Annotated in this window: 19 protein-coding genes and 1 pseudogene; 9 read left to right on the top strand and 11 right to left on the bottom strand. The window is 63.4% G+C overall.

Going from position 1 to position 20,844, the window contains the following annotated elements:
- Positions 1-107 precede the first annotated feature (107 nt).
- The 3 genes from amt to QT382_RS19745 are packed head-to-tail and all read right to left on the bottom strand — an operon-like array spanning position 108 to position 2,770.
- Positions 108-1,634: an ammonium transporter gene (amt, locus tag QT382_RS19755; protein ID WP_289255839.1), complete on the bottom strand. Its 1,527-nt coding sequence runs from the start codon at positions 1,632-1,634 to the stop codon at positions 108-110.
- A gap of 22 nt (positions 1,635-1,656) precedes the next feature.
- Positions 1,657-1,995, bottom strand: a complete 339-nt coding sequence (gene glnK, locus QT382_RS19750; protein WP_289255838.1) for a P-II family nitrogen regulator — start codon at positions 1,993-1,995, stop codon at positions 1,657-1,659.
- Between the two features lie 49 nt (positions 1,996-2,044).
- Positions 2,045-2,770, bottom strand: coding sequence for a TorF family putative porin (locus QT382_RS19745; RefSeq protein WP_289255837.1), 726 nt, complete (start codon positions 2,768-2,770; stop codon positions 2,045-2,047).
- A 277-nt stretch (positions 2,771-3,047) separates the two neighbouring features.
- Here QT382_RS19745 and QT382_RS19740 point away from each other — a divergent pair, with 277 nt between their 5' ends.
- From QT382_RS19740 to QT382_RS19730, 3 genes and pseudogenes are all read left to right on the top strand, one after another.
- Positions 3,048-3,659, top strand: a complete 612-nt coding sequence (locus QT382_RS19740; RefSeq protein WP_289255836.1) for a fused MFS/spermidine synthase — start codon at positions 3,048-3,050, stop codon at positions 3,657-3,659.
- The gene (locus tag QT382_RS19735; RefSeq protein ID WP_289255835.1) at positions 3,656-5,230 is read left to right on the top strand and encodes a fused MFS/spermidine synthase; all 1,575 of its coding nucleotides are present in this window, start codon (positions 3,656-3,658) and stop codon (positions 5,228-5,230) included. Before QT382_RS19740 ends, QT382_RS19735 begins: the two co-directional genes overlap by 4 nt.
- 50 nt (positions 5,231-5,280) lie before the next feature.
- Positions 5,281-5,478, top strand: a pseudogene (locus QT382_RS19730) (magnesium chelatase domain-containing protein); the annotation flags it as partial.
- 958 nt (positions 5,479-6,436) lie between these two features.
- On the opposite strand, the gene QT382_RS19725 reads toward QT382_RS19730, so the two are convergent.
- The 5 genes from QT382_RS19725 to QT382_RS19705 all read right to left on the bottom strand — a co-directional run bounded on the left by QT382_RS19725 (position 6,437) and on the right by QT382_RS19705 (position 9,599).
- The gene (locus QT382_RS19725; protein ID WP_289255834.1) at positions 6,437-6,916 is read right to left on the bottom strand and encodes an HAD domain-containing protein; all 480 of its coding nucleotides are present in this window, start codon (positions 6,914-6,916) and stop codon (positions 6,437-6,439) included.
- A 5-nt stretch (positions 6,917-6,921) separates the two neighbouring features.
- Positions 6,922-7,761, bottom strand: a complete 840-nt coding sequence (locus tag QT382_RS19720) for a metallophosphoesterase (protein ID WP_289255833.1) — start codon at positions 7,759-7,761, stop codon at positions 6,922-6,924.
- A complete protein-coding gene (locus QT382_RS19715) occupies positions 7,758-8,381 on the bottom strand; it encodes an HAD family hydrolase (protein ID WP_289256081.1) in 624 nt (207 codons plus the stop codon). Before QT382_RS19715 ends, QT382_RS19720 begins: the two co-directional genes overlap by 4 nt.
- Positions 8,382-8,407: 26 nt before the next feature.
- Entirely contained in the window at positions 8,408-8,812 is a 405-nt protein-coding gene (locus QT382_RS19710) for a hypothetical protein (RefSeq protein ID WP_289255832.1), read from the bottom strand.
- A 91-nt stretch (positions 8,813-8,903) separates the two neighbouring features.
- Positions 8,904-9,599, bottom strand: coding sequence for an HAD domain-containing protein (locus QT382_RS19705; protein ID WP_289255831.1), 696 nt, complete (start codon positions 9,597-9,599; stop codon positions 8,904-8,906).
- A 472-nt stretch (positions 9,600-10,071) separates the two neighbouring features.
- On the opposite strand from QT382_RS19705, the gene QT382_RS19700 reads away from it, so the two are divergent.
- Complete coding sequence (locus tag QT382_RS19700) at positions 10,072-10,359, top strand: helix-turn-helix domain-containing protein (RefSeq protein WP_289255830.1); 288 nt, start codon at positions 10,072-10,074, stop codon at positions 10,357-10,359.
- A 211-nt stretch (positions 10,360-10,570) separates the two neighbouring features.
- On the opposite strand, the gene QT382_RS19695 is transcribed toward QT382_RS19700, so the two are convergent.
- Positions 10,571-11,398 carry a hypothetical protein gene (locus tag QT382_RS19695; RefSeq protein WP_289255829.1) on the bottom strand — a complete coding sequence of 276 codons (828 nt, stop codon included), beginning with the start codon at positions 11,396-11,398 and terminating at the stop codon, positions 10,571-10,573.
- A 278-nt stretch (positions 11,399-11,676) separates the two neighbouring features.
- Between QT382_RS19695 and QT382_RS19690 the strand changes: the two genes are divergently transcribed.
- The 4 genes from QT382_RS19690 to QT382_RS19675 all read left to right on the top strand — a co-directional run bounded on the left by QT382_RS19690 (position 11,677) and on the right by QT382_RS19675 (position 17,647).
- The gene (locus QT382_RS19690; RefSeq protein WP_289255828.1) at positions 11,677-12,123 is read left to right on the top strand and encodes a hypothetical protein; all 447 of its coding nucleotides are present in this window, start codon (positions 11,677-11,679) and stop codon (positions 12,121-12,123) included.
- 233 nt (positions 12,124-12,356) lie between these two features.
- The gene (locus tag QT382_RS19685) at positions 12,357-15,068 is read left to right on the top strand and encodes a TonB-dependent receptor (RefSeq protein ID WP_289255827.1); all 2,712 of its coding nucleotides are present in this window, start codon (positions 12,357-12,359) and stop codon (positions 15,066-15,068) included.
- Between the two features lie 69 nt (positions 15,069-15,137).
- Positions 15,138-15,830 (top strand): PepSY-associated transmembrane domain-containing protein, encoded by a 693-nt coding sequence (locus QT382_RS19680; RefSeq protein ID WP_289255826.1) that lies wholly within the window; start codon positions 15,138-15,140, stop codon positions 15,828-15,830.
- A gap of 8 nt (positions 15,831-15,838) precedes the next feature.
- Complete coding sequence (locus QT382_RS19675) at positions 15,839-17,647, top strand: 2Fe-2S iron-sulfur cluster-binding protein (RefSeq protein WP_289255825.1); 1,809 nt, start codon at positions 15,839-15,841, stop codon at positions 17,645-17,647.
- Between the two features lie 26 nt (positions 17,648-17,673).
- Here the strand turns inward: QT382_RS19675 and cueR are convergent, their stop codons facing one another.
- Together cueR and QT382_RS19665 are read right to left on the bottom strand one after the other, a co-directional pair.
- A complete protein-coding gene (gene cueR / locus QT382_RS19670) occupies positions 17,674-18,135 on the bottom strand; it encodes a Cu(I)-responsive transcriptional regulator (RefSeq protein ID WP_289256080.1) in 462 nt (153 codons plus the stop codon).
- Between the two features lie 41 nt (positions 18,136-18,176).
- Positions 18,177-20,375 (bottom strand): heavy metal translocating P-type ATPase, encoded by a 2,199-nt coding sequence (locus tag QT382_RS19665; RefSeq protein WP_289255824.1) that lies wholly within the window; start codon positions 20,373-20,375, stop codon positions 18,177-18,179.
- 184 nt (positions 20,376-20,559) lie between these two features.
- Between QT382_RS19665 and QT382_RS19660 the strand changes: the two genes are divergently transcribed.
- Entirely contained in the window at positions 20,560-20,814 is a 255-nt protein-coding gene (locus QT382_RS19660; RefSeq protein WP_289255823.1) for a heavy-metal-associated domain-containing protein, read from the top strand.
- The last annotated feature ends 30 nt before the right edge of the window (positions 20,815-20,844 follow it).

Below are 20,844 nucleotides of genomic sequence, written 5' to 3'. Positions count from 1 at the left end.
AAGCCACATCACAAGCCCTTGGCCCACGCAATGCCTCGGCGGGCCGCCGCAATGAAAAAGGGCCACCCGAAGGTGGCCCTGAAGCATCAGGCAACTGCTCTGCCGGATTACTTGTGATAGGCCGTCTCGCCGTGGGCGACGATGTCCAGGCCCTCGCGTTCCTCTTCCTCGGTGACGCGCAGGCCGATCACCAGGTCGACGATCTTGTAGGCCACCAGGGACACGACGCCCGACCAGACGATGGTCACGCCCACGGCCTTGGCCTGGGTCCAGACCTGGCCGGCGATGCTGTAGGCATCCGGGGCGATCATGCTGGCCGCGACCCAGTCGCCGACGGCGCTGGGGCCGCCCAGGGCCGGCGAGTTGAACACGCCGGTCAGCAGGGCACCGACGATGCCGCCGACGCCGTGCACGCCGAACACGTCGAGCGAGTCATCCGCACCCAGCAGCTTCTTCAGGCCCGACACGCCCCACAGGCAGGCGAAGCCGGCGACGAAGCCGATCACCAGGGCACCGCCGATGCCGACGTTGCCGGCGGCCGGAGTGATGGCGACCAGGCCGGCCACGGCACCCGAGGCTGCACCCAGCATCGAGGCCTTGCCCTTGAGCAGGGCTTCACCGATGGACCAGGCCAGCACGGCCGCGGCGGTGGCGACGAAGGTGTTGATGAAGGCCAGGGCGGCGAAGCCGTTGGCTTCCAGCGCCGAGCCGGCGTTGAAGCCGAACCAGCCCACCCACAGCAGCGAGGCGCCGACCATGGTCAGGGTCAGGCTGTGCGGCGTGAACGCTTCCTTGCCGTAGCCGACGCGCTTGCCGATCATGTAGGCACCCACCAGGCCCGCCACGGCGGCATTGATGTGCACCACGGTGCCGCCGGCGAAGTCCAGCGCGCCCCATTGCCAGATCAGGCCGGCCTTGCCGTTCATCTCGTCCACCACAGTGGCGGCCGTGTAGGCATCCGGACCCATCCAGAACCAGACCATGTGGGCGATCGGCAGGTAGCTGAAGGTGAACCACAGGGCCAGGAACAGCAGCACGGCCGAGAACTTGGCCCGTTCCGCGAAGGCGCCAATGATCAGGCAGGCGGTGATGCCGGCGAAGGTGGCCTGGAAGGCCGCAAACACGATCTCGGGGATGTAGACGCCCTTGCTGAAGGTCGCTGCATTGGAGAATGTGCCGGCGACGTTGTCCCAAATGCCCTTCATGAACAGCCGGTCCGTGCCGCCTATGAAGGCATTGCCCTCGGTGAAGGCGAAGCTGTAGCCGTACAGCACCCACAGCACGACGATCAGCGAGAAGCCGACCATCACCTGCATCAGCACTGACAGCATGTTCTTGCTGCGGACCAGGCCGCCGTAGAACAGCGCCAGGCCGGGCACGGTCATCATGATCACCAGCAGCGTGGCGACCATCATCCAGGTGGTGTCGCCCTTGTTGGGCACCGGGGCCGGAGCGGCGGCTGCGGAGGCGGCGTCGGCCGAAGAGGCGGCTGCGGCCGGCGCCGAAGCGGCGTCAGCAGCGGCAGGAGCGGAGGCCGTCGTGGCGACCGGGGCCGAAGCCGCCGAGTCCTGGGCCCAGGCGGCCGGCGCGAACACCGCGGCGGCCAGCGCCAGGGAGGCGAGAAGTTTCTTCATCTTTTGTTCTCCAACGAGCTTGTCAAAGAGCGTCGGCGCCGGTCTCGCCGGTGCGGATGCGGACGACCTGGTCCAGCGGCGAGACAAAGATCTTGCCGTCGCCGATCTTGCCGGTGCGGGCCGAGGACTCGATGGCCTCGATGACCTGCTCGACCACGTCGTCGGCCACGGCCGCTTCGATCTTCACCTTGGGCAGGAAGTCGACGACGTACTCGGCCCCGCGGTACAGCTCGGTATGGCCCTTCTGGCGTCCGAAGCCCTTGACCTCGGTGACGGTCAGGCCCTGAACGCCGATGGCGCTCAGGGCTTCGCGCACTTCGTCAAGCTTGAAGGGCTTGATGACGGCGGTGATCAGTTTCATGTTTTGCTACTCCTAGCATGTGCCCAACGAGGGGCCGCGTTGTTCTGTCTCAGAAGCTCTTCTTGACGGCCAGCACCAGGCCGGCCTTGCCCAGGTTCTTGGACGAGGGGCCGACATAGGCGTCGGTGTCGGTGCCGATCACGGCGCCCGAGATGACGACGCCGTTGCCGACGTCCTTGGCCAGGGTCAGGCCGTAGTCGGTGTAGCTGTAGGCCTTGCCATGGCGCACGCTCTGGTGGCCCACGTGCGGCGTCAGCGTCATGCCGTCGCCCAGGTCGAAGTTGCCGCTGATGTCGAGGTAGGCCGAGTTCTTGCTGTCGGCGAAGCCGAACAGGTTGCTGGTGCTGAGCGACAGCTTGGCGGTGATCGGGCCGGCGGTCAGGGCGCCATAGACCTCCAGCGTGTTGGCGCTGGGGTTGAGCTTGTTCTTGTTGTAGTAGTACTGCAGCACGCCGACGTCCAGGGCCAGGTCCTTGGCCAGCTCGGTCTTGTAGCCGGCGTAAACGTCCAGCTCGACCGGGGCGTCGCCGCCACCGTCCTTGATCCACTTGATGGTCGAGGCCCAGGTGCCGATGTAGAAGCCGTTCGGCGCGGCATAGTCGGCGCCGCCCTGCAGGGCCGGCTTCAGGCGGGTCTGCGAGATGCCGCGGTAGCGGTAGTCCGTGGTCAGGCTGACGTTGAACGACAGCGGATCCGGGGCCGCGTCGGCGAAGGCGGGCATCGCGGTGGCGCTCAAGGCCAGGGCCAGGGCGGCGAGAACGGGCTTGTGATTCATGCGCAGGACTCCTTGATTGGGGAATGGTCAGGATGGCAAACAGCAATCGCAGCGGCTCTTGCAGCTTCCGTGCCAGCGCGACCTGGTGCGGCTTTCCCCGGGGAGTAGCGGCCGGGTGGTAGCAGACCAGGGGCGCTCCGGCGTCTGCGATGCACCACGATGGCCCATTTTTGGCTTTTGCGCCAGTCTGGTGCGCGCCCCAGATGTGTGCAGCCCGGGCCCGGTCCGGGCGGTTAGCATCGGCCACCCATTCCTCCCAGCCACGAGAGGCCAGGCCTTGACCCAGCGATCTCCTGCCACCCTGCGCGTGGCCTCTGCGTTCTTCCTTTCGGGCTTTGCGGCCCTGGTCTACCAGCTAGCCTGGCAGCGTTTGCTGTTCGCGGTGGTCGGCGTGGACATCGAATCGGTGACCATCGTGGTCTCGACCTTCATGCTCGGACTGGGCCTGGGCGCCCTGCTGGGCGGCCAGCTGGCCGACCGCTGGCCGGCCCGCATCCTGCTGGCCTTCTGCCTGTTCGAAGGGGCCATCGCGGCCTATGGCCTGGTCAGCGTGGACCTGCTGCAGGCCTGTGCCTCGCTGTTCGCCGGCCTGGCCCGGCCGGCGGCTGCCGCCCTGAGCTTCGCCCTGCTGCTGCTGCCCACGGTCTGCATGGGAGCGACCCTGCCGATGCTGGTGGCCCATGCCTGGAAGAGTTCGCGCAACGTCGGCGTCTCCACCGGCGCGCTCTACTTCATCAACACGCTGGGCGCCGCGACCGGGGCCTTCGCCATAGGATTTGTGTTGCTGTACTGGATGGACCTGCGCCAGGCGGTCTGGCTGGCGGCGGGACTCAACGCCACGGCCAGCCTGATCGTTGCCAGCGCGCTGCGCGAACGGAGCGCCGCATGAGCGCCGCTACCTCCATGTCGGTGCGCAAGCTGGCCCTGGGCCTGTCGTTCAGCGTCGGCCTGCTGTCGCTAAGCCAGGAGATCTTCTGGGTGCGCTTCGTCGGCTTCGGCCAGCAGGGCCGGCCCCAGGCCTTTGCCATCGTGCTGGCCGCCTTCCTGATCGGCATCTCGCTGGGCGCCATCGTGGGCCGGCGGATCTGTGGCCGCAGCCCGGACCTGCTGGCCGCCGCGGCGCGCGCTCTGGGCTGGGCCGCGGCGCTGGATCTGATGGCCCTGCAGCTGATGGCTCCGCTGCTGGGCGAATCACCCGAGCGCCTGGCGTTCCTGATGCTGATGATTGCCGTCACGGCCGGTGCAAAGGGTGTGCTGTTCCCCATCGTCCACCACCTGGGCTCCAACGACAGTGAGGCCGGCCTGGGCAGCTCGGTGTCCAAGGTCTATCTGGCCAATGTGATGGGCTCGGCCCTCGGTCCCTTGCTGGCCGGCTTCTGGCTGCTGGATCTGCTGCGGGTCGAGGCCGCCTGGGCGCTGGTGGCGGCGGCCACGGCCTCGCTGAGCCTGCTGACCCTGTTGCGAGTCCGGCCTCGCCAGGCCAGCTGGTTTGCGATGCCGGTGTTGCTGCTGTTGCTGGGCGCGGCCCTGGTCGCCCGGCCGCTGGAGGTCATTGAGAAGGTGGCCGAGGGTGAAGGCGAGCTGGTCCACCAGATCCAGAACAAGCACGGCATCCTCCACGTGACGGCCGGCGGCGCGACCGGCGACGTCACCTACGGCGGCAATGCCTACGACGGCCGCATCAATGTGAACATGGCGATCAACTCCAATGGCCTTGACCGCGCCTACCTGATGGCGGTGCTGCATCCGCAGCCGAAACGGGTGCTGGTCATCGGCCTGTCCACGGGGGCCTGGACCGCGGCCATCCTCGGCTTCCCCGGTGTCGAGCAGGTCGACGTGGTCGAGATCAACCCGGGCTACCGTGAGCTGATCTCGCGCCATCCCGCGGTGGCGGGTGTGCTGGCCGACCCGCGCGTTCGCGTGCACATCGACGACGGCCGGCGCTGGCTGCGCGCCCACGCGGACCAGCGCTACGACCTGATCTTCCAGAACACCACCTTCCACTGGCGGGCCTATGCCGCCATGCTGCTCTCCAGGGAGTACCTGCAAGAAACGCAGCGCCATTTGAACCCTGGCGGCATCGTTGCCATGAACACGACCGACAGCCCGGATGCCTATGCAACGGCGCAGGCGGTCTTCGGCCATGTGGCGCGCTACAGCAACTTCGCCTACATGAGCGACAGCCCGCTGCAGCGTCATGACCAGGCCGAGGCGGTGCTCCGCGCCTGCCGCACCGGCGGGGGAGCGACCTTCGCCGAGCGCGCCTTCACCAAGCCCGAGGTGGCCTGGCGGCTGCTCAACCAGCCGCTGCGGCCGGCAGCCGACTACCTGGCCGGCCTGCGGGCCGCCGAACCGCCCGGCGTCATCACCGACCTCAACCTGCTCAACGAATACCGCCACGGCAAGCCGCCGCTGTTCGGCGCGCTGGCGCCCATCCTCCCGCCTTGGTACGTCAAGTAGGCGGCAGCGCCGCACAATACCGCTCCTGATAACAAGCTGAGGGAGCGGTCATGTCGCTGGCCGTCATTCACAGCCGCGCGCTCGACGGCCTGGCCGCGGCGCCGGTGAAGGTCGAGGTCCATCTGGCCAACGGCCTGCCCAGCTTCACCCTGGTGGGACTGGCCGATACCGAGGTCAAGGAAGCCCGCGAGAGAGTGCGGGCGGCTTTGCAGAGCAGTGGTCTGGCCTTCCCCCACAACAAGCGCATCCGAAGTAGTCAAGAAGATTTCTTGAACTTTGAGAAGAGTGAAGCAACTCCCCCTCTGCATATTTCAGGCGCAATTGCGCAGCTAGTTCGGTCGCAGTTGAACAGTCAGTTCACAAAGACTTGAACAGCAAGTTCAGTCGCAATTGATCAGGCCCCAACCGAGCCTCGTTTTCGCAACACGGCCGGTTAACTTTGAACTTGGGCCTGGTACATGAGTTGCAACACGGGCGAGATGAGGAGCACCGCCTGCAACAGGCCGCTCAGGGGCATTGGAACGCTTAATGCGAATGGCGGCGAACTCGTAATGCGGTCACCTTACGTCTAACGACAGGCCTTTCACGTGACTGACGACGTGCATCGCCAGCAAGCCCATTCATTAATCCAAGGTAGCCGGTTGAAGCCGCCGTCGCCTGGGGTTGCTAACCGACGTAGCCTCTAACCGTGTTGCGGACCTTCTCGAAGCGCACTTGCTGCTGCAAGAACCTTATCGCCGTCCCGGTTAAGCAGTTCTCGAGGCCTCATCCCTCCGAGAGTCGAAGAAGGTGACTCGAACCAAGCGGCAATTGAAAACGCGCTCATACCGCGTAGAACGGTCAGGATGGCCTTAAGTGCGGGCACCGGCTCACCACTAGCATCGAATGCATAGGCCGGGAAAAGGATGGACCCACCTCCCAGAATGCCAAAAATCCTACCCTCCCTAGCCCATTGGTGGGCCAATAGGTTGGGATCGCATAAGTCAGTGATTGAGTCCGCCATCGCATGGCGTGCGTGTACTTCAACGGTTGCGCTGTCCAGCCATTTAGTTCCGGTTCGGACCAGCTCACCAGCCAGCTGAACGGCATCTTCGATAGCCGCTTTATCGATTGTTCGGTAGGTCGACATTGAAATCGCGGAATGAGTAGGTGGTCATGTTTGGGCAATGCTGGATCGAGGAATGCGCCATTGGTCGAAGCAGCGGACTAGCCCTGTCTGCACAAGGCCCCCAATGCTGACTGCAGCAAGGACTGAACACCGGCCTCGCTGAGTCCGCGTGCCGGACTGCACGCCACGACTCGCGACCGAAGTGCTGAAAATTCACTTGGGGCGTCGTCGAGAACCAGCACCTGCTCGGCGCGGACGCCACGCCTGCGCATGAAGTCAAGAATAGACGCTTCGCGCTCCATCGCCGCAGCTGTTGATCCCACTAGGCGGCTCCCAAGGGGGCCGAGCAAGGTGCGCAGCTCACGGAGGTCGTGAGTCTTTCGCCAGGTGCTGTGGACCACGAGGCCAAGGCTGGGGTGTGGTCGCAACAAATCGTCGAGCAACTGGCGATGAACGAACAGGCCAGCTGCCAGCAAGTCGGCAATTGGTACCTTGACGTCCGCGACGGCAAAGTGCGCGTCATGAGGGTGCAGCACGCCATCGAAATCCAGAAAGAGCAGGTGCGCCGGTACGCTCATGTGAGCTACACCTCAATCACGAATCCGGGGTTGAAAGCCGGATTCTCAAAGCTGCTGTCCTTCAGCCGATAACCTCTTGGGTTGGACACCACGCGGCATGCTCCGATCGCGTAGTCGAACGCCGTGTGCGTGTGCCCGTGTACCCACAGGGATGGCACGTCGAAGAAGGACTTGGGCAAATCGCTCACGAAGGCTGGAGTGAGCCAGTCGTTTCTATATCGCGCCGCCACAGACAGTGGCGTCGGCGCGTGGTGTGTGACGACCACTGTCTTCCCATCAAAGGGCTCTGTCAGCTTCGCTTCGAGCCAATCGCGGTCAGTCCAATGCCAGGCCAGCGTGTCCTCAGCCGTCGCCCGCCGCTTGCGCGTTCGCGGGCTGCTAAGAAGTCGAGAGGTATCGACATAAGGCACATCGATCATCTGAAAGTCGTTCAGCCGGTTGTTGGCCTCATGCAATGCCAGCCTCACATCGCGCCTAGATTCACCGTTCGGCATCTCGATTGGTAACCTGAAGTCCGTCCAAAGCGTGGCGCCAAGGATGCGTACCTGATGCTCGGCGATAAGCACTTCATCGCGAGCCAGGATGCTCACATTGGTTCCGGAAGCGGCCTCGCGCATTGCCGCCAACTCCAGAGGCTGCGTACACCCATAGAACTCATGATTGCCAGGCACGACGATGATCGGCACCTCATGGCCGAACAGGGCTTCGCTCCGAGCCCAGGCGACCACACGCCGGCCAGGCGAGTGGATGTCCCCTGCCAGGATCACTGCGTCGTACTGCAGCTCGGGCGGCAGAGAGAACTCAGCATGTTCCCTGTGCAGGTCAGAAAGAACGAGCAGCTTCATTGCTTCTCGCCTCCTGTGAATCGTTGAATTGACCATGCTCGCGAGAACGCGCGCAGATCTTTGTGTTGCGAGTCGACGATCGACAGCTCCAGCCCGACATTGGGCGGCCCATCCGGATCCCGAACAATCAGCGCCTTGTGAACATGGCCTGGTATACCTCGGTGATACGGCAGAAAGTCATCGACAAAAACCACCGGATTGAGGGCTCTGATGATCTCTGCCTTCGGGCTTTGATCGTGGCCCCGATCTTCCACGACGAGAACATCGCTCAGGGGAAAACCAAGCTCGCGCAGGTTGGTGACTCTGGCCTCGCGGAACCTTGTAGCCAATGCGGTCACGCAAATCAGCTCGTAGCCTTGGTCGACAAGTTCATGACAAGCATCGAGCGCGCCGGCGCTCGGCGGAACTGTGCTCCAGAACGTCTCATCGAAACTGCTTCGCAGCCGCTCAAGTTCGATACCCTCTAAGCACGGCACACTCCATCGGTCCATGGGCCAATAGGCTGCTGGATTGCAAAGTTCAGGGCGCAGGCAAAACGCTCGCTCCCAGGCGTCGGCATAGGCAGCGCTGTAGTCATGCAGCACGCCATCCGCGTCAAGTGCGATTAAGTCAGTGGGCATATGCAAGGAGCGGTCCCATCGATTTGCTAGTCTCCAAGGGCAACGCCGTCGATGACGATCTTGATTCCTGGCAGAGCCTGAATGTTGTCGGTCATCGCGTCCTCTTCGATCGATTGATGTAGCCCCTGATCCCCGTCGGGCGGGTGGTCCACGCTGGAATTCCTGACTGCGTCCAACACTCGATTCAAGTCCTCGGGAGCCCGGGCGCGTTCAGATCCAGCGACTTCGATGGCGTGCTCCGCAATCAGCGCTGCCGTCGTGTAGAGCGTCAGCGCTGCGCTGCGTCTAGAACTTGACCAAAGCTCCAGCAGCCTGGTTTGCCCGCACCAGTGACGCACCTCTCGCGCCACGTCTTCGGTCGTTCCGACTGGCAGGCGAAATTTGCCAATGGAGTGCCTGACGTTGATGACCAAGTCGATCACGTTGCCCATCGTCGCGCAGTTGAGACCAGCGCTCATAGGCTGTTTCACTCCCCCTTGGGCAGGTGGGATTCGGAACATTGCACCATCTGGCGACCGCCCCTCACCATCCGTTACCAGGCTTGTCAAACTCGGAGTTTGGGTTTGATGTGAAGGTATAGCCTTCAAGATCGCCCGGCTGAACCACCCATAGGCTACGTGCCTGTCGGCGCCCGGCAGCCACGTCTTCAGCGTCCTTGCGTTGAACATCTTTGAGCAATTGAAGGCCACCATCGCTTGGTGCACCCTCGCCCGAAGCTTTCACGGCACTACTGCCTGACGCGAGGGCTTCGGCCAGTCGAAGGCGACAGTTTGCGTCCTGTAAGCCGAGCCATTCATCGGCCTTGACCAAGTGATGTCGCTGCTCATCCGGCCATTCAAAATCGTCGTCGTCCAGCGCGATCCAAGTATGTGGCCGTCGTCTCGCAACGTCGCGTGCGATCTGCTGCCAGCGGGTCATCCGTGAAAAGCTATCTCGATCCTCGCGACTATGGAAGGTGGCGCCGACCACTCGGCTTTGAAACGAGGGTGACAGCTGCCGACGTGCAAACGAGAAGCTCTTCATGAACACCCACGACGTCGAGAGAACGACTCGAACTGAAGGGTGAGGCTCCAAGACCGCTTCAAGCAAGTGCATCGATTCGAACAATCGATGGCCAGGTGCGCGCAGTTCAACCTGGCCAGATGCAGTGATGTAGACAGCGTCGGGATGCAGCGGACCATCAAAGTCCAAGTAAAGAATCATCAGCGATACCAGCAAGAAGGCTGGTGGTCTTGTAAATTGCCGCGGAGAAGATGAGCTGGGAGGACGGCAGCAAATCCGCAGAACTGGAATCCTTCAGGCTACGAACACAGCGTCGAGAACCCAATTGCTGGCGACGTCATATCGCAACACCAACCATGTCTCATCGCGGGGCTGCACTATGTGCCGCCTTAGGCAGACATGGCCGGGCCAAAGATCCTGGGGAGTCATGTATCGCGCTAACTGATCCGCCTCTTCTTTTGCGTATTGCGTCGCGGCGCTGGCAATCTCTAAGGCACGGCGATCTGTCAGCCCCATCGCCTCAAGGCGGGCGGAAGTAGTAGCGACGTCGCCGTTCAGCGCAACGCCTAAATAACGACCACGCCTATGAGCCATCTGATCAGTCTTGTTTAGTTTGGGACATTGCGAAGCGATTTTCGCATATTCGATTCTCGCATTGACGCTCGACATCCTGTCAAGGGATTGGTCAATGCCGAAGCCGCTACACAATGCTCAATATTCCAAGTTGCTTGAACTCCTGCGTGAAGCTCGTTCTGAGTGCGGTTTGACGCAGCGCCAGTTGGCTGAGACCTTGGGTGAGGATCAGTCGTATGTATCCAAATGCGAGCTTGGCGTGCGTCGCCTGGATGTCATCGAATTGCGAAACTGGACTGACGCGTTGGGGCTGAGTTTTCAGGCGTTCGCGAAGCGGGTCGATCGTGCGCTCAAGCACGAGTCAGGAACTGAGCGGCGTCTCAGGCGGGGCGGCAAGCAGTAGCTCAGCGCACTCGCGGCCTTGCTGATCATCCAACTACCAGTCTGCGTATTTCGGTGGTTGCGCACATCAAGTTCGGCAACATAATCATGACGCGGCAAACGTCCGTTCCGCAGCGATTGCAGACCCTCGCCACCTTGTTGGCAACTGCAGCTCTCATCAAATGCAGTCGTCGGTACAAGTCGTCTTCACCCCGCCGCCCAGCCGAGTCGCTTCATTGTGATTTCGGCATCGTCATTCGAGCCAAATCGGCGCGCTCATGCGCATCCAACTGCTCGAGGTAGGGCCGCTCCCACGGCCGTTCCGGGATTCCAGCCATGATGCTATTCAGCTGGGCGATCAGCTTGCGCGCCGTTGGCGTCCGATTGCACATCACATAGCTGACAACTGGCATCACCTGCCCTGCGATCTCGAAACTGCGAGTGCTGATGCGCTGAGTGCCGGGTTCCGCTTGCAAGGCTCGCGCATGTTCAACGGGTTCGGCGATGATCCAGTCGACCCGCCCTGCGCTCAGCATTCGGCTGGGCGTGCTGTAGGCACTGACGCGCTCCAGCCCTTTGGTACCGGCCAAGATATTGTCGATACCAGTGCCGTAATTGCGCTGAAGGGTTACGGCACCTCGCAGCTTTGCGTCATTGACCAGGGTTGAGACCACGACCTGCTTCGCCGAGTTCAAGTGGGGCGCCAGCAGGCCGAGTCGATCCTTGCGCAGGATGAGGCGAGGAGGAAGGCGATGCAGCACCGCGTCGCTGAATAGGCCATAGCTTTCACGTGCTGGCGTTCGAAGTGCATTGGCGTAACAGTAGGTCGCGCCCGTACCTTCGATCTGCCGCTCTATGCGCGCAACGCTGGCCCTGTCATGCCCATGGTCGAAGTCAGGGAGATGAGCTTCTAGCCAGATCCGAGCTTGCTCACCCGGACCGGGATGGGGTGGCACCGAAGGGCGTGACCCACTCTGGTGCTGATCGACCGTATCAACCGCCAGCCACGTCACGCGATCCTTGGCCAGTACCGAGTCGGCAAGGAATACTGTCCCGGTCATCACAAGCAAGAACCGCCAAGGCAGTAAGCGTGACAAGGCCTTCACTGCCCATCGTCGGATTGGCTGTGGCATCAAGATTGATTGAGGGGTTGTCGGGAGGCACAGCGGCAAGCGAGCAATCTTAGCGATGGTCAGAGCCCTTCGATGCTGCAGGAAGCCTCCGGCGCCACCGGCGGTCGATGCCAGTCGTCACGCTTTGAAGCTGGCCTGGCGACTCGTACTGGCGGATCTGTACCGGGGTACTCCCTAGCTAGCTTTTCCGAGTGACTCTTGATGCAATGCAACATCTGTTGCTGTCAGTTCGCATGAAACTCGTTGGCTTTTGGCTGTTGGTTCTGCTCGCCGTGCTCGTGCCGGCGACAGCTTCCATTGCCACGTCAATGATTTGTCCACCTGCGGCGATAGCCAAGGCCCAGGCCCGGGGCCAGGTCGTGCAGGTGCCGAGCGCCTCCAAGCATGCTGCAATCTCGGGATCGCATGTCCGAGTCGCGAAGGTCAAGACGGCCACTAAGAAGGCCGGTGCAGCTGATCCGCAGGCTGAACACTGCTGCGACTTGACGCCCTGCAGCCATTGCGCTGGCTGCGGCTCCTGCGCGTCGATGGTCGCCTCGATCGACCTCGGCACCTACGCCCGCCCGTTCGCCATGTCGGCCCTGCCGGAGCCTGGTGGACCCCGAGCTGAGTTTTTGCTCTCCGGGCAGGAACGCCCCCCTCGAACCAGCTGACTCAGCGTACCGTCGGTAGGCGGCGTGCACGATCGTGCTTGCCCGTCGCACCGACTTGGGATTGGCTGAGTCGCATGCTTCGATAGACAGGGCGGGGCCGCTGCACCAGCCCTTGGCAAGACCCCCTGTCCATCTTCATGTGCTCGCCAACGAACGATTGGTTCGAAGGTGCTTTGAGCTCGTGTTTTTGCCCCCTTCATCGGCAGCGCGCGGCACCCAAACGGATGTACATGATGACTACAAAACTCTCGCAAACGGCCGTCGCCGCGGCAGTCCTGCTCCTCGTCAACAGCGCCATCGCGCAGCAGGCAGCCACTGAAGCCGGCGCCGCACAGACCTCGTCCCTCGAGAAGGTCCAGATCACCGGCAGCCGTATCAACCTGAAGCAGGCCCAGATCTCGGGCGTCGGCCCAGTCACCGTCATTGATGCCGAAGCGATCCAGCGCACCGGCGCCATCTCCGCTGAAGTATTGCTGCAGCGACTGCCCGCCTCGGCCGGTGGCGCCGGCAATCAGACCAATGCTTACTGGACCGGCAACGGCTACGGCACGACTCAGGTCAACCTGCGTGGCCTGGGCATCAACCGCACGCTGGTCCTGCTGAACGGTCGCCGCGTTGTCAATGGCGGCACCGGCGCCAACAGCTCGGTCGACCTGAACATGATTCCGGTCGCGATGATCGAGCGTGTCGAAGTGCTGAAGGACGGCGCGTCTGCCATCTATGGCGCCGACGCTGTCGCCGGCGTGGTCAACATCATCACCAAGACCGGCCTCAAGGGCGGTGAAGCCTCGGTGCGCTATGGCAAGACCTCGCGCGGTGATGGCGACGAGAAGGCCGCGGACCTGTCCTGGGGCCTGCAAGCCAGCGGCGGTTCGCTGGTCGCCGGCATCAACTATTCCGAGAGCGGTGAAATCAACATGGCCAGCCGCGCGCCCTGCGGCCTCGGGGAAGTGAATGGCAAGCTGGAATGCGTGGGCAGTTCAGCCACCATTGGCGGTCGCGCCCGCCTGGCCGATGGCCAGCGCATCAACTTCAATCAAACGCCCGGCGGCAACCCGAGTTCCTACGAAACCTACTCGGCGACCAAGCACAACTACAACAGCAACCCGGCGCTGAATGCGGTCAATCCGATCAAGCGCCTGGGCATGAGCGCTTTTGGCACGCTGAACCTGACTGAGGACGCGCAGCTCTTCACCGAGATGCTGTTCTCGCACCGCGAATCGAACCAGCTCGCCACGCCGGGCTCGCTCGGCGTCTACCGCACGATCAATATCGCAGCCAATCATCCGACCAATCCGACGGGTCAAAGCCTGGTCCTGGAGCGTCGCCGTCTTGCGGAAGGCGGCACCCGTACCTTCTCGCAAGAGTCCAACATCTTCCGGGTCGTCGCTGGCGTCAAGGGCAGCCTCGGCAACAACTGGGACTGGTCTGCCGCGCTGAACTGGGGACGCAACACCGGCATGGACGGCACGACCAATGTGGCCAACCTCGACCGCGTGGACCTGACGCTGGATCGCACGAAGTGCAGCACGGCGCCCGGCGCCGCCATCCCCTGCGGCAACTACCTCGGCTATGGCAGCGTGACGCCCGAGGTGCTGCGCTACATCATGGCGACCACGCGCGACACCGGCGGCAATGACCAGAAGGGCTTCAGCGCCAACATCAGCGGCGAGCTGTTCTCGCTGCCGGCAGGTCCGGTCGGTTTCGCGGCCGGCGCCGAGGCACGCAAGGAAAGCGGCTGGCGCAATCCCGACAACCTGACCGTGCTGGGCGTCGCCAACACCAACAAGGCGGATCCGATTGCAGGCTCGTACGACGCCCGCGAGGTCTACGCCGAACTGGCCATTCCCCTGCTCAAGAAGCTCCCGTTCGTCGAGTCACTGCAATTCAACACGGCGGCACGCTACTCCGACTACAGCATGTTCGGCTCCAAGAGCACCTACAAGGCGGGCTTGGACTGGCAAGTTGTTCCCAGCCTGAAGCTGCGCGGCAACGTCTCGTCGGCCTTCCGTGTGCCGAACATCCCGGAGCTGTACGGCGGTGTGTCCGAAGGCAATCTGACGACCACCGATCCCTGCAGCAACTGGAGCACACTGCCGACCACGTCCATCGTGTCGCAGAACTGCAAGGCCGCCAGCGTGCCGGCCGGCTTCAAACAGTTGGGTAACACCATCCTGACGACGGTGGGTGGCAATCCTAAGCTGGAGCCCGAGGACGCGAAGACGATCACGGCCGGTGCGGTCTGGTCCCCGGCGAAGACGCTGACCCTGACGCTGGACTACTACAGCATCAAGATCACCAACGCCATCCAGAGCGTGGCCGGCTCGACCAAGCTGGCCACCTGCTACAACACGCCGGGCCTGGCCCACATCTTCTGCAACCCATCCAGCTTTACCCGCAACAAGACCACCGGCGAGATCGACTTCCTGTCGTCGCAGCCGGTCAATGCTGCGGACGAGAAGATCTCCGGCATCGACGTCGGCGCGCTGTATGAGTTCAACCTGGCCGGCTTCACGACCACGCTGAACGCCGAGCTGTCGCACCTGAAGAACTACCAGGTGCGTCCGTTCCCGGGCGCGGCCGCCATCGACTACACCGGCAAGATCACCGGCGGTCGGGGCAGCTACACCCAGTGGCGCTCGCTCAGCTCGCTGACGTTGGCCAAGGGACCGTGGTCGGGTTCGTACACGCTCCAGTACATCGGCTCCGCCGACGACATCAACGCTGCGGCGACGGATATCGGTGCCAAGGCGCCGACGGTGACGTACCACTCGGCCCAGGTGAAGTACGCCTATAGCAAGCAGCTGGACTTTGCGTTCGGCATCGACAACCTGTTCGACAAGAAGGCACCGTTCATCAAGTCCAACACGGATGCGAACACCGACACGATGACCTACGACCTCCAGGGGCGTCGTTGGCACGTTCGGGCCGGCTATCGCTGGTAAGTCTCAAGGGCACCGCAGGCCAGACCTGCGGTGCCCAGGGAGCGCATCAACCGCTGTGAGACACAAGCTATGAACCTGCCCTTCTGGGTCCGCCGAGCCCACAAATGGATCGGCCTCGTCATTGGCGTCCAGGCCTTGCTCTGGATGCTCAGTGGCGTCTACATGACCGTCATTTCCCTGGACGTCATCCACGGAGATCATCTCGCCCATGTCTTCGACGCACCGCTCAATCGCAGCGGCGAGCGCCTGGACATCGACCAACTGGCCAAGCTGCGTCCCGGCTTCGAGTCCTTCAAGCTGAAGAATTTCCTCGGCAAGGAGGTCTACGAGCTGCGCGCCGATGGCAAGGCCAGCCTGGTCGATGCCAGAACTGGAGAGCTTCTGAACCCGTTGCCGCGCGAACAAATCGTGGCACGCGCCAAGGACATCTACCAGGGCGAAGCAGAAATCCGCGAGGTGACCTGGATCACCAAGGCGCCGCAAGAGGTGGCCAAGCGACCGGTGCCGATGTGGGCCGTCCGGTTCAACGACCGAGCGAACTCGACGCTCTACTTCTCGCCGGACACCGGTGACCTGCTCGCGCGGCGCCACGATCTGTGGCGCTGGTTCGACTTCCTGTGGATGTTCCACATCATGGACTACGACACCCGTGACGACGTCAACAACGGCCTGCTGCGCGTCGCCGCCGGCGTCGGCCTGCTGTTCGCTCTGAGCGGTGCCTGGCTGGTGTTCTACAGCTTCCGTCGGAGGGCGCAGGCATGACTCCCTGGATGCGCAAGATTCATAAGTGGATCGGTCTGCTGATCGGCCTGCAGTTCGTGCTGTGGATGTGCAGCGGCTTCGTGATGAGCCTGCTGGATGCAGAAAAGGTGCGCGGACGAGAGTTCCGAGCACCTGTGGCCGCCAAGAAACCCTGGCCGTCCGATGCCCGGCCCGTGAGCGGTCTGTTGACCGTAGCGCGCGAGCCGTCCCAGACCGTCTCCACCGGCTGGTTGGTCGATCGCCCTGTCTACCGGCTGGTCGGCGAGAAGGCAACGCAGTTGATCGATGCCCGCAGCGGTCAGCGCGTTGAACTCGACGCGGCGTTGGCCCAAAGTCTGGCTGAGGCCTCCTACCGGGGACCGGGCAAGGCCGTGCAGGCCGAACTGGTCGATCGCTCACTGGAGACCCGAGCCCACGAAGGCAAGGTCTGGCGGGTCGGCTTCTCCGATGCGGAGGACACGACCGTCTACCTCTCCCTGCAGGGTGACGTGCTGGAACACCGGAACAAGACCTGGCGCCTGTTCGATGTGTTCTGGATGCTGCACATCATGGACTACAGCGGCCGCCAGGACTTTAACAACCCGCTGGTCGTCAGTGCTGCCGTGGGTGGTTTCTGGCTGGCGCTCAGTGGCATCTGGCTGCTGTTCACCAGCTTCAGTCTGGCGGAGTTCATCCCCAAGCGCTGGCGGGGCACACGTGCGCTGATGGTCCACGCGCCGGACGGTAGCCGCCTGCGCAGTCTCCGGGCCCACGCTGGGGACACGGTCTTCGTCGCGCTGGCACAGCAGGGGCTGCAGTTGCCGTCGAACTGCGGAGGCGGCCAGACCTGCGGCCTGTGCGAGGTTCGTGTGCGCGGCTCCGCACCCGAGGCCACAAGTTCCGATCGCGCGCTGCTGTCACCTTCCAGGATCGAGGCCGGCTGCCGTCTGGCCTGCAATCTGAAGCTGGATCGCAACCTCGACATCGAAGTCCGCGGCGGCGCCGACTTCGGCGCCGTCCACGAGGCCGAAGTCGAAAGCGTCCGGGCACTTTCGCCATTCCTGCGTGAAGTCGTGCTCCTGCCCAAGAACAAGCCCGGTCCGGACTATCGACCCGGCTCGTTCATCCAGGTTCATGTGCCAGCCTACAAGATGGGCAAGCACCAGATCGAAGCGCCGGATGAGCATCGTTCCGCCTGGTCGGGCCTTCACCTGCCCGCGCAGTGGACCAGCGGGGCACTGCTGCGGCGCTCGTACTCGCTGTCGGCGCCCGTCCAGCAGACCGATGGACGGCTGACGCTGCTGGTACGTTTCTGCCATGGCAAGCAAGGCAGCAAGAACCACCCACCGGGCAAGGGATCGGCTTTTGTCTTTGGCCTGAAGGCCGGCGACAAGCTGCAGTACAGCGGACCGTTCGGCGACTTCGCCATTCAACACGGCGAACGTGAGAAGGTCTTCATCGGCGGCGGTGCTGGCATGGCTCCGCTGCGCGCCATGGTGCGCGATCTGCTGGAGTCAGGCGCGGACGAGCCCATCCATTTCTGGTACGGCGCCCGCAACCTTGCCGATGCACCCTATGTCGAAGAAATGGAGGCCCTGGCCACCCGCTTCGACAACTTCAGCTGGCAGCTCGTGCTGTCCGAGGAACGGGGCGCGGAGCGGCCATCCGGCATGGTGCACGATGCGGTTCGCGAGGGCATGCTGCAGATGCATCCGGACTTGCAGGCCTGCGACTTCTACCTTTGCGGACCTCCGCCGATGCTGACTGCTACGCGGGCGATGCTGAAGAAGCTGGGCGTACAGGACGATCGCGTAGCCTTCGACGACTTCAAGATCTGAAGCCGCCTGCAAGAGGACTCGGCGCCCTACTGGAACTGAGTCCTCTTGCGCCCGCTTTGCGCCGTGGGCTTGGCGTTGGGCTTCGCGTGTGCGGTCGCACCTTGACCCGCCAAGGTGTCAAGGATGGGGCATTCCGGGCGATCGTCGCCATGGCAGCAATGCACCAGGTGCTCCAACGTCGCCTTCATGGCCAGCAGTTCCTGAGCCTTCGCTTCAAGCGCCTCGATATGCGCCTCGGCCATCGCCTTGACGACGCGACTGGGTCGACGCCGGTTCTGCCAGAGTCCCACAAGTTCACCGATCTCGGCGATGGAAAAGCCCAGGTCGCGAGCCTGACGGATGAAGCGCAAGGTGTGGACCTCGTTGTCGCCGTACTGCCGGTAGCCGGACTCCGTTCGCCGGGCGGCCGGCAGCAGGCCGACCTGCTCGTAGTGCCGGATCATCTTTGCCGAGACTCCCGAGGCTTCGGCCGCTTGGCCGATGTTCATGCCTTCCATCGAATGCTCCTGTTCCTTCGTTCTCGTCCCGCTCAACGCGCCTTCCAGCGTCGCAGCAGCAATGCGTTTGCGACCACGCTGACGCTGCTGAAGGCCATGGCCGCACCGGCAAGCATCGGGTTCAGCAGGCCGAGAGCCGCCAGCGGGATGCCAACCAGGTTATAGATGAAAGCCCAGAACAGCCCGCGCTTGATCGTGGCATAGGTGCGGCGCGAAATATCCAGCGACGCGGCAACGAGTTGCGGGTCTCCCCGCATCAGCGTGATGCCTGCCGTTTCCATGGCGACGTCGGTGCCGGTTGCCATGGCAATGCCGACGTCCGCTGCGGCCAGCGCAGGCGCATCGTTGATGCCGTCGCCGACCATGGCCACGGTCTTGCCGGCGGCCCGCAGCGATTGCACGACCGCGGCCTTGTCGGCCGGCAGCACCTCGGCTTCGATCTGCCGGATGCCAAGAGCCTGACCAACGACCATGGCGCTGCCTCGGGTGTCGCCCGTCAGCAGCACCGTCTCAACGCCCAGCGCATGCAGGCGCTCCACAGCCTGCCGGGATGAGGCTTTGATGGAATCCCCAAACGCCAGCAGCCCCAACAGCGACACCCCCTGACCGGTCTTCTGCATCAGCCAAGAGATGCTGGAGCCTTGTGCTTCCAGCCGTTGCGCATCGAGCGCCAGCACACCGGGGTCGACACCCAGTTCGCGCAACAGGCGGCTGCTGCCCAGCGTCAGTTGCTGGCCTCGAACAACGGCTTCCAGACCACGTCCAGGCAGAGCCCTCGCATCTCGTGCTTCAGGCACCGGCAAGCGAAGGTCACGCACCTGGTCCATGACTGCTCGAGCCAAGGGGTGCTCGCTGTTCTTCTGAAGCGCTGCCGACAGCGCGAGGACTTCGGACTCCGTCAGCCCCGACACGGCATGGACCGCGACCAAGCTTGGCCGGCCTTCCGTCAGCGTACCCGTCTTGTCGAACACCACGGTATTGACCGCGTGCGCCAGCTCCAGGGCCTGGGCGTCCTTGATGAGCACGCCCTGCTGGGCAGCGACGCCGGTGCCCGCCATGATGGCTGTCGGCGTGGCCAGGCCCAAGGCGCAGGGGCAGGCAATGACCAGAACGGCCACGGCATTCACCAGCGCCTGCTCCCAGTTGCCGGTCGCTGCCGCCCAAGCAAGAAACGTCAGGAGCGCAAGCCCCAGTACCACCGGCACGAAGACTGCGCTCACGCGGTCGACGATGCGCTGTATCGGAGCCTTCGCGGCCTGGGCGCTTTCGACCAGCCGAATGATGCGGGCCAGCGTCGTCTCGGTCCCGACGGCCAGGGTTTTCAAGGTCAGCACGCCCTCGGCATTGACCGAGCCGCCCGTCACGCGGTCGCCGACGGTCTTGGCTACCGGCAGGCTTTCGCCGCTAATCAACGATTCGTTGAGGTGACTGCTACCGTCGACGACCTCTCCATCGACTGGCACGCGATCGCCAGGCCGGACCAGGACCAGGTCTCCGATGCGCACCAGGCCAGCGGGCAGTTCAGTCTCGATACCAGCTCGAAGCACGCGGGCCACGTCCGGCCGCAGGGCGTTCAGCGCCTGCAATGCCGCGGTAGTGCCACGCTTGGCCCTGGCTTCCAGCCATTTGCCCAGCAGGACCAAGGTAATGACTGCAGCCGAAGCCTCGAAGTACAGATGGGGCATGCCGTGCTCGGCGTGCTTCAGCAGCAGGTAGATCGACAAACCGAACGCCGCCGATGTTCCCAACGCGACCAGGAGGTCCATGTTGCCGCTGCGCGCGCGCACGGCCCTCCAGCCTGCCAGATAGAAACGGGACCCCAGCCAGAACTGCACCGGTGTCGCCAACGCCAACTGCAGCCAGCCTGACAGCATCCACTCGATGCCGAACACTTGCAGCAGCATCGGGGCCACGAGGGGCAGGGTCAGCGCGATGCTCGCCGCGACGGGCAACCAATCGGGGACGAGCCGGCGCGCAGGGTTGATAGGCGCCGCAACCGACCGAGCGCTGTAGCCAGCCTTCTCCACGGCTTGATTGAGGTCGGCTTCGCTGACCTGGGGCGTTGCCTGCACTGTCGCTCGCTCCGTCGCTAGATTGACGGATACGGCAGACACCCCGGGCACCTTCATCAGGGCCTTTTCGACCCGCAGGACGCATGACGCGCAGGTCATGCCAAGCACCTGCAGATCGAAGGCGGCAGGCTGCCCTAGCGCAGCGATGGAAGTGGACATGGCAACTCTCCAGTCACGTTGTTCAAGGTGTCGGGATGCTCAAGCTTCCAGCGATGTCAAGGTCAACACCTTGGGCATTGATGGCGTAGCAACTGTGGGGTTTCTCAACACGACTACTTGACCCTCCAACCATGTCAACGATGAAAGTCGGCTCCGCGATCAAGCAAACAACTGGAGAGTCAAGATGATTGCCTTTGAAGTGAAAGACATGACCTGCGGCCATTGCGTCAGCACCATCACCAAAGCGCTGAAAGCGGTCGATGCGGGCGCCCGAGTACAGATTGACCTGGCCACACACCGCGTCCAGATCGAGCCGACCGAGGCTGATGCTGCCGAGCTGAGCGATGCGATCAAGGAAGCCGGCTACACGCCCGTCCAGGTGGCGGAGACGGCGGCTTGCGTCACTGGCGCTTCTGCTGGTCAGGGCTGCTGCCATTGAGGGCATGCCGCAGGCTCCATGGTTGATTGC

Source organism: Pelomonas sp. SE-A7, assembly GCF_030345705.1.
Lineage (GTDB): Bacteria > Pseudomonadota > Gammaproteobacteria > Burkholderiales > Burkholderiaceae_C > JAUASW01.
The sequence above is the reverse complement of the archived record's forward strand: the minus strand, read 5'-3'. Positions and strand labels throughout refer to the sequence as shown.

Bases quoted from the DNA above. Each gene is read 5' to 3' on its own strand.
- QT382_RS19745 (WP_289255837.1), bottom strand. From the start codon at position 2,770: ATGAATCACAAGCCCGTTCTCGCCGCCCTGGCCCTGGCCTTGAGCGCC.
- QT382_RS19665 (WP_289255824.1), bottom strand. From the start codon at position 20,375: ATGTCCACTTCCATCGCTGCGCTAGGGCAGCCTGCCGCCTTCGATCTG.
- QT382_RS19695 (WP_289255829.1), bottom strand. From the start codon at position 11,398: ATGACCGGGACAGTATTCCTTGCCGACTCGGTACTGGCCAAGGATCGC.
- QT382_RS19660 (WP_289255823.1), top strand. From the start codon at position 20,560: ATGATTGCCTTTGAAGTGAAAGACATGACCTGCGGCCATTGCGTCAGC.
- QT382_RS19700 (WP_289255830.1), top strand. From the start codon at position 10,072: ATGCCGAAGCCGCTACACAATGCTCAATATTCCAAGTTGCTTGAACTC.
- QT382_RS19735 (WP_289255835.1), top strand. From the start codon at position 3,656: ATGAGCGCCGCTACCTCCATGTCGGTGCGCAAGCTGGCCCTGGGCCTG.
- QT382_RS19675 (WP_289255825.1), top strand. From the start codon at position 15,839: ATGCGCAAGATTCATAAGTGGATCGGTCTGCTGATCGGCCTGCAGTTC.
- QT382_RS19715 (WP_289256081.1), bottom strand. From the start codon at position 8,381: ATGCCCACTGACTTAATCGCACTTGACGCGGATGGCGTGCTGCATGAC.
- glnK (WP_289255838.1), bottom strand. From the start codon at position 1,995: ATGAAACTGATCACCGCCGTCATCAAGCCCTTCAAGCTTGACGAAGTG.
- QT382_RS19680 (WP_289255826.1), top strand. From the start codon at position 15,138: ATGAACCTGCCCTTCTGGGTCCGCCGAGCCCACAAATGGATCGGCCTC.
- cueR (WP_289256080.1), bottom strand. From the start codon at position 18,135: ATGAACATCGGCCAAGCGGCCGAAGCCTCGGGAGTCTCGGCAAAGATG.
- QT382_RS19710 (WP_289255832.1), bottom strand. From the start codon at position 8,812: ATGGGCAACGTGATCGACTTGGTCATCAACGTCAGGCACTCCATTGGC.
- QT382_RS19720 (WP_289255833.1), bottom strand. From the start codon at position 7,761: ATGAAGCTGCTCGTTCTTTCTGACCTGCACAGGGAACATGCTGAGTTC.
- QT382_RS19690 (WP_289255828.1), top strand. From the start codon at position 11,677: ATGCAACATCTGTTGCTGTCAGTTCGCATGAAACTCGTTGGCTTTTGG.
- QT382_RS19685 (WP_289255827.1), top strand. From the start codon at position 12,357: ATGACTACAAAACTCTCGCAAACGGCCGTCGCCGCGGCAGTCCTGCTC.
- QT382_RS19725 (WP_289255834.1), bottom strand. From the start codon at position 6,916: ATGAGCGTACCGGCGCACCTGCTCTTTCTGGATTTCGATGGCGTGCTG.
- amt (WP_289255839.1), bottom strand. From the start codon at position 1,634: ATGAAGAAACTTCTCGCCTCCCTGGCGCTGGCCGCCGCGGTGTTCGCG.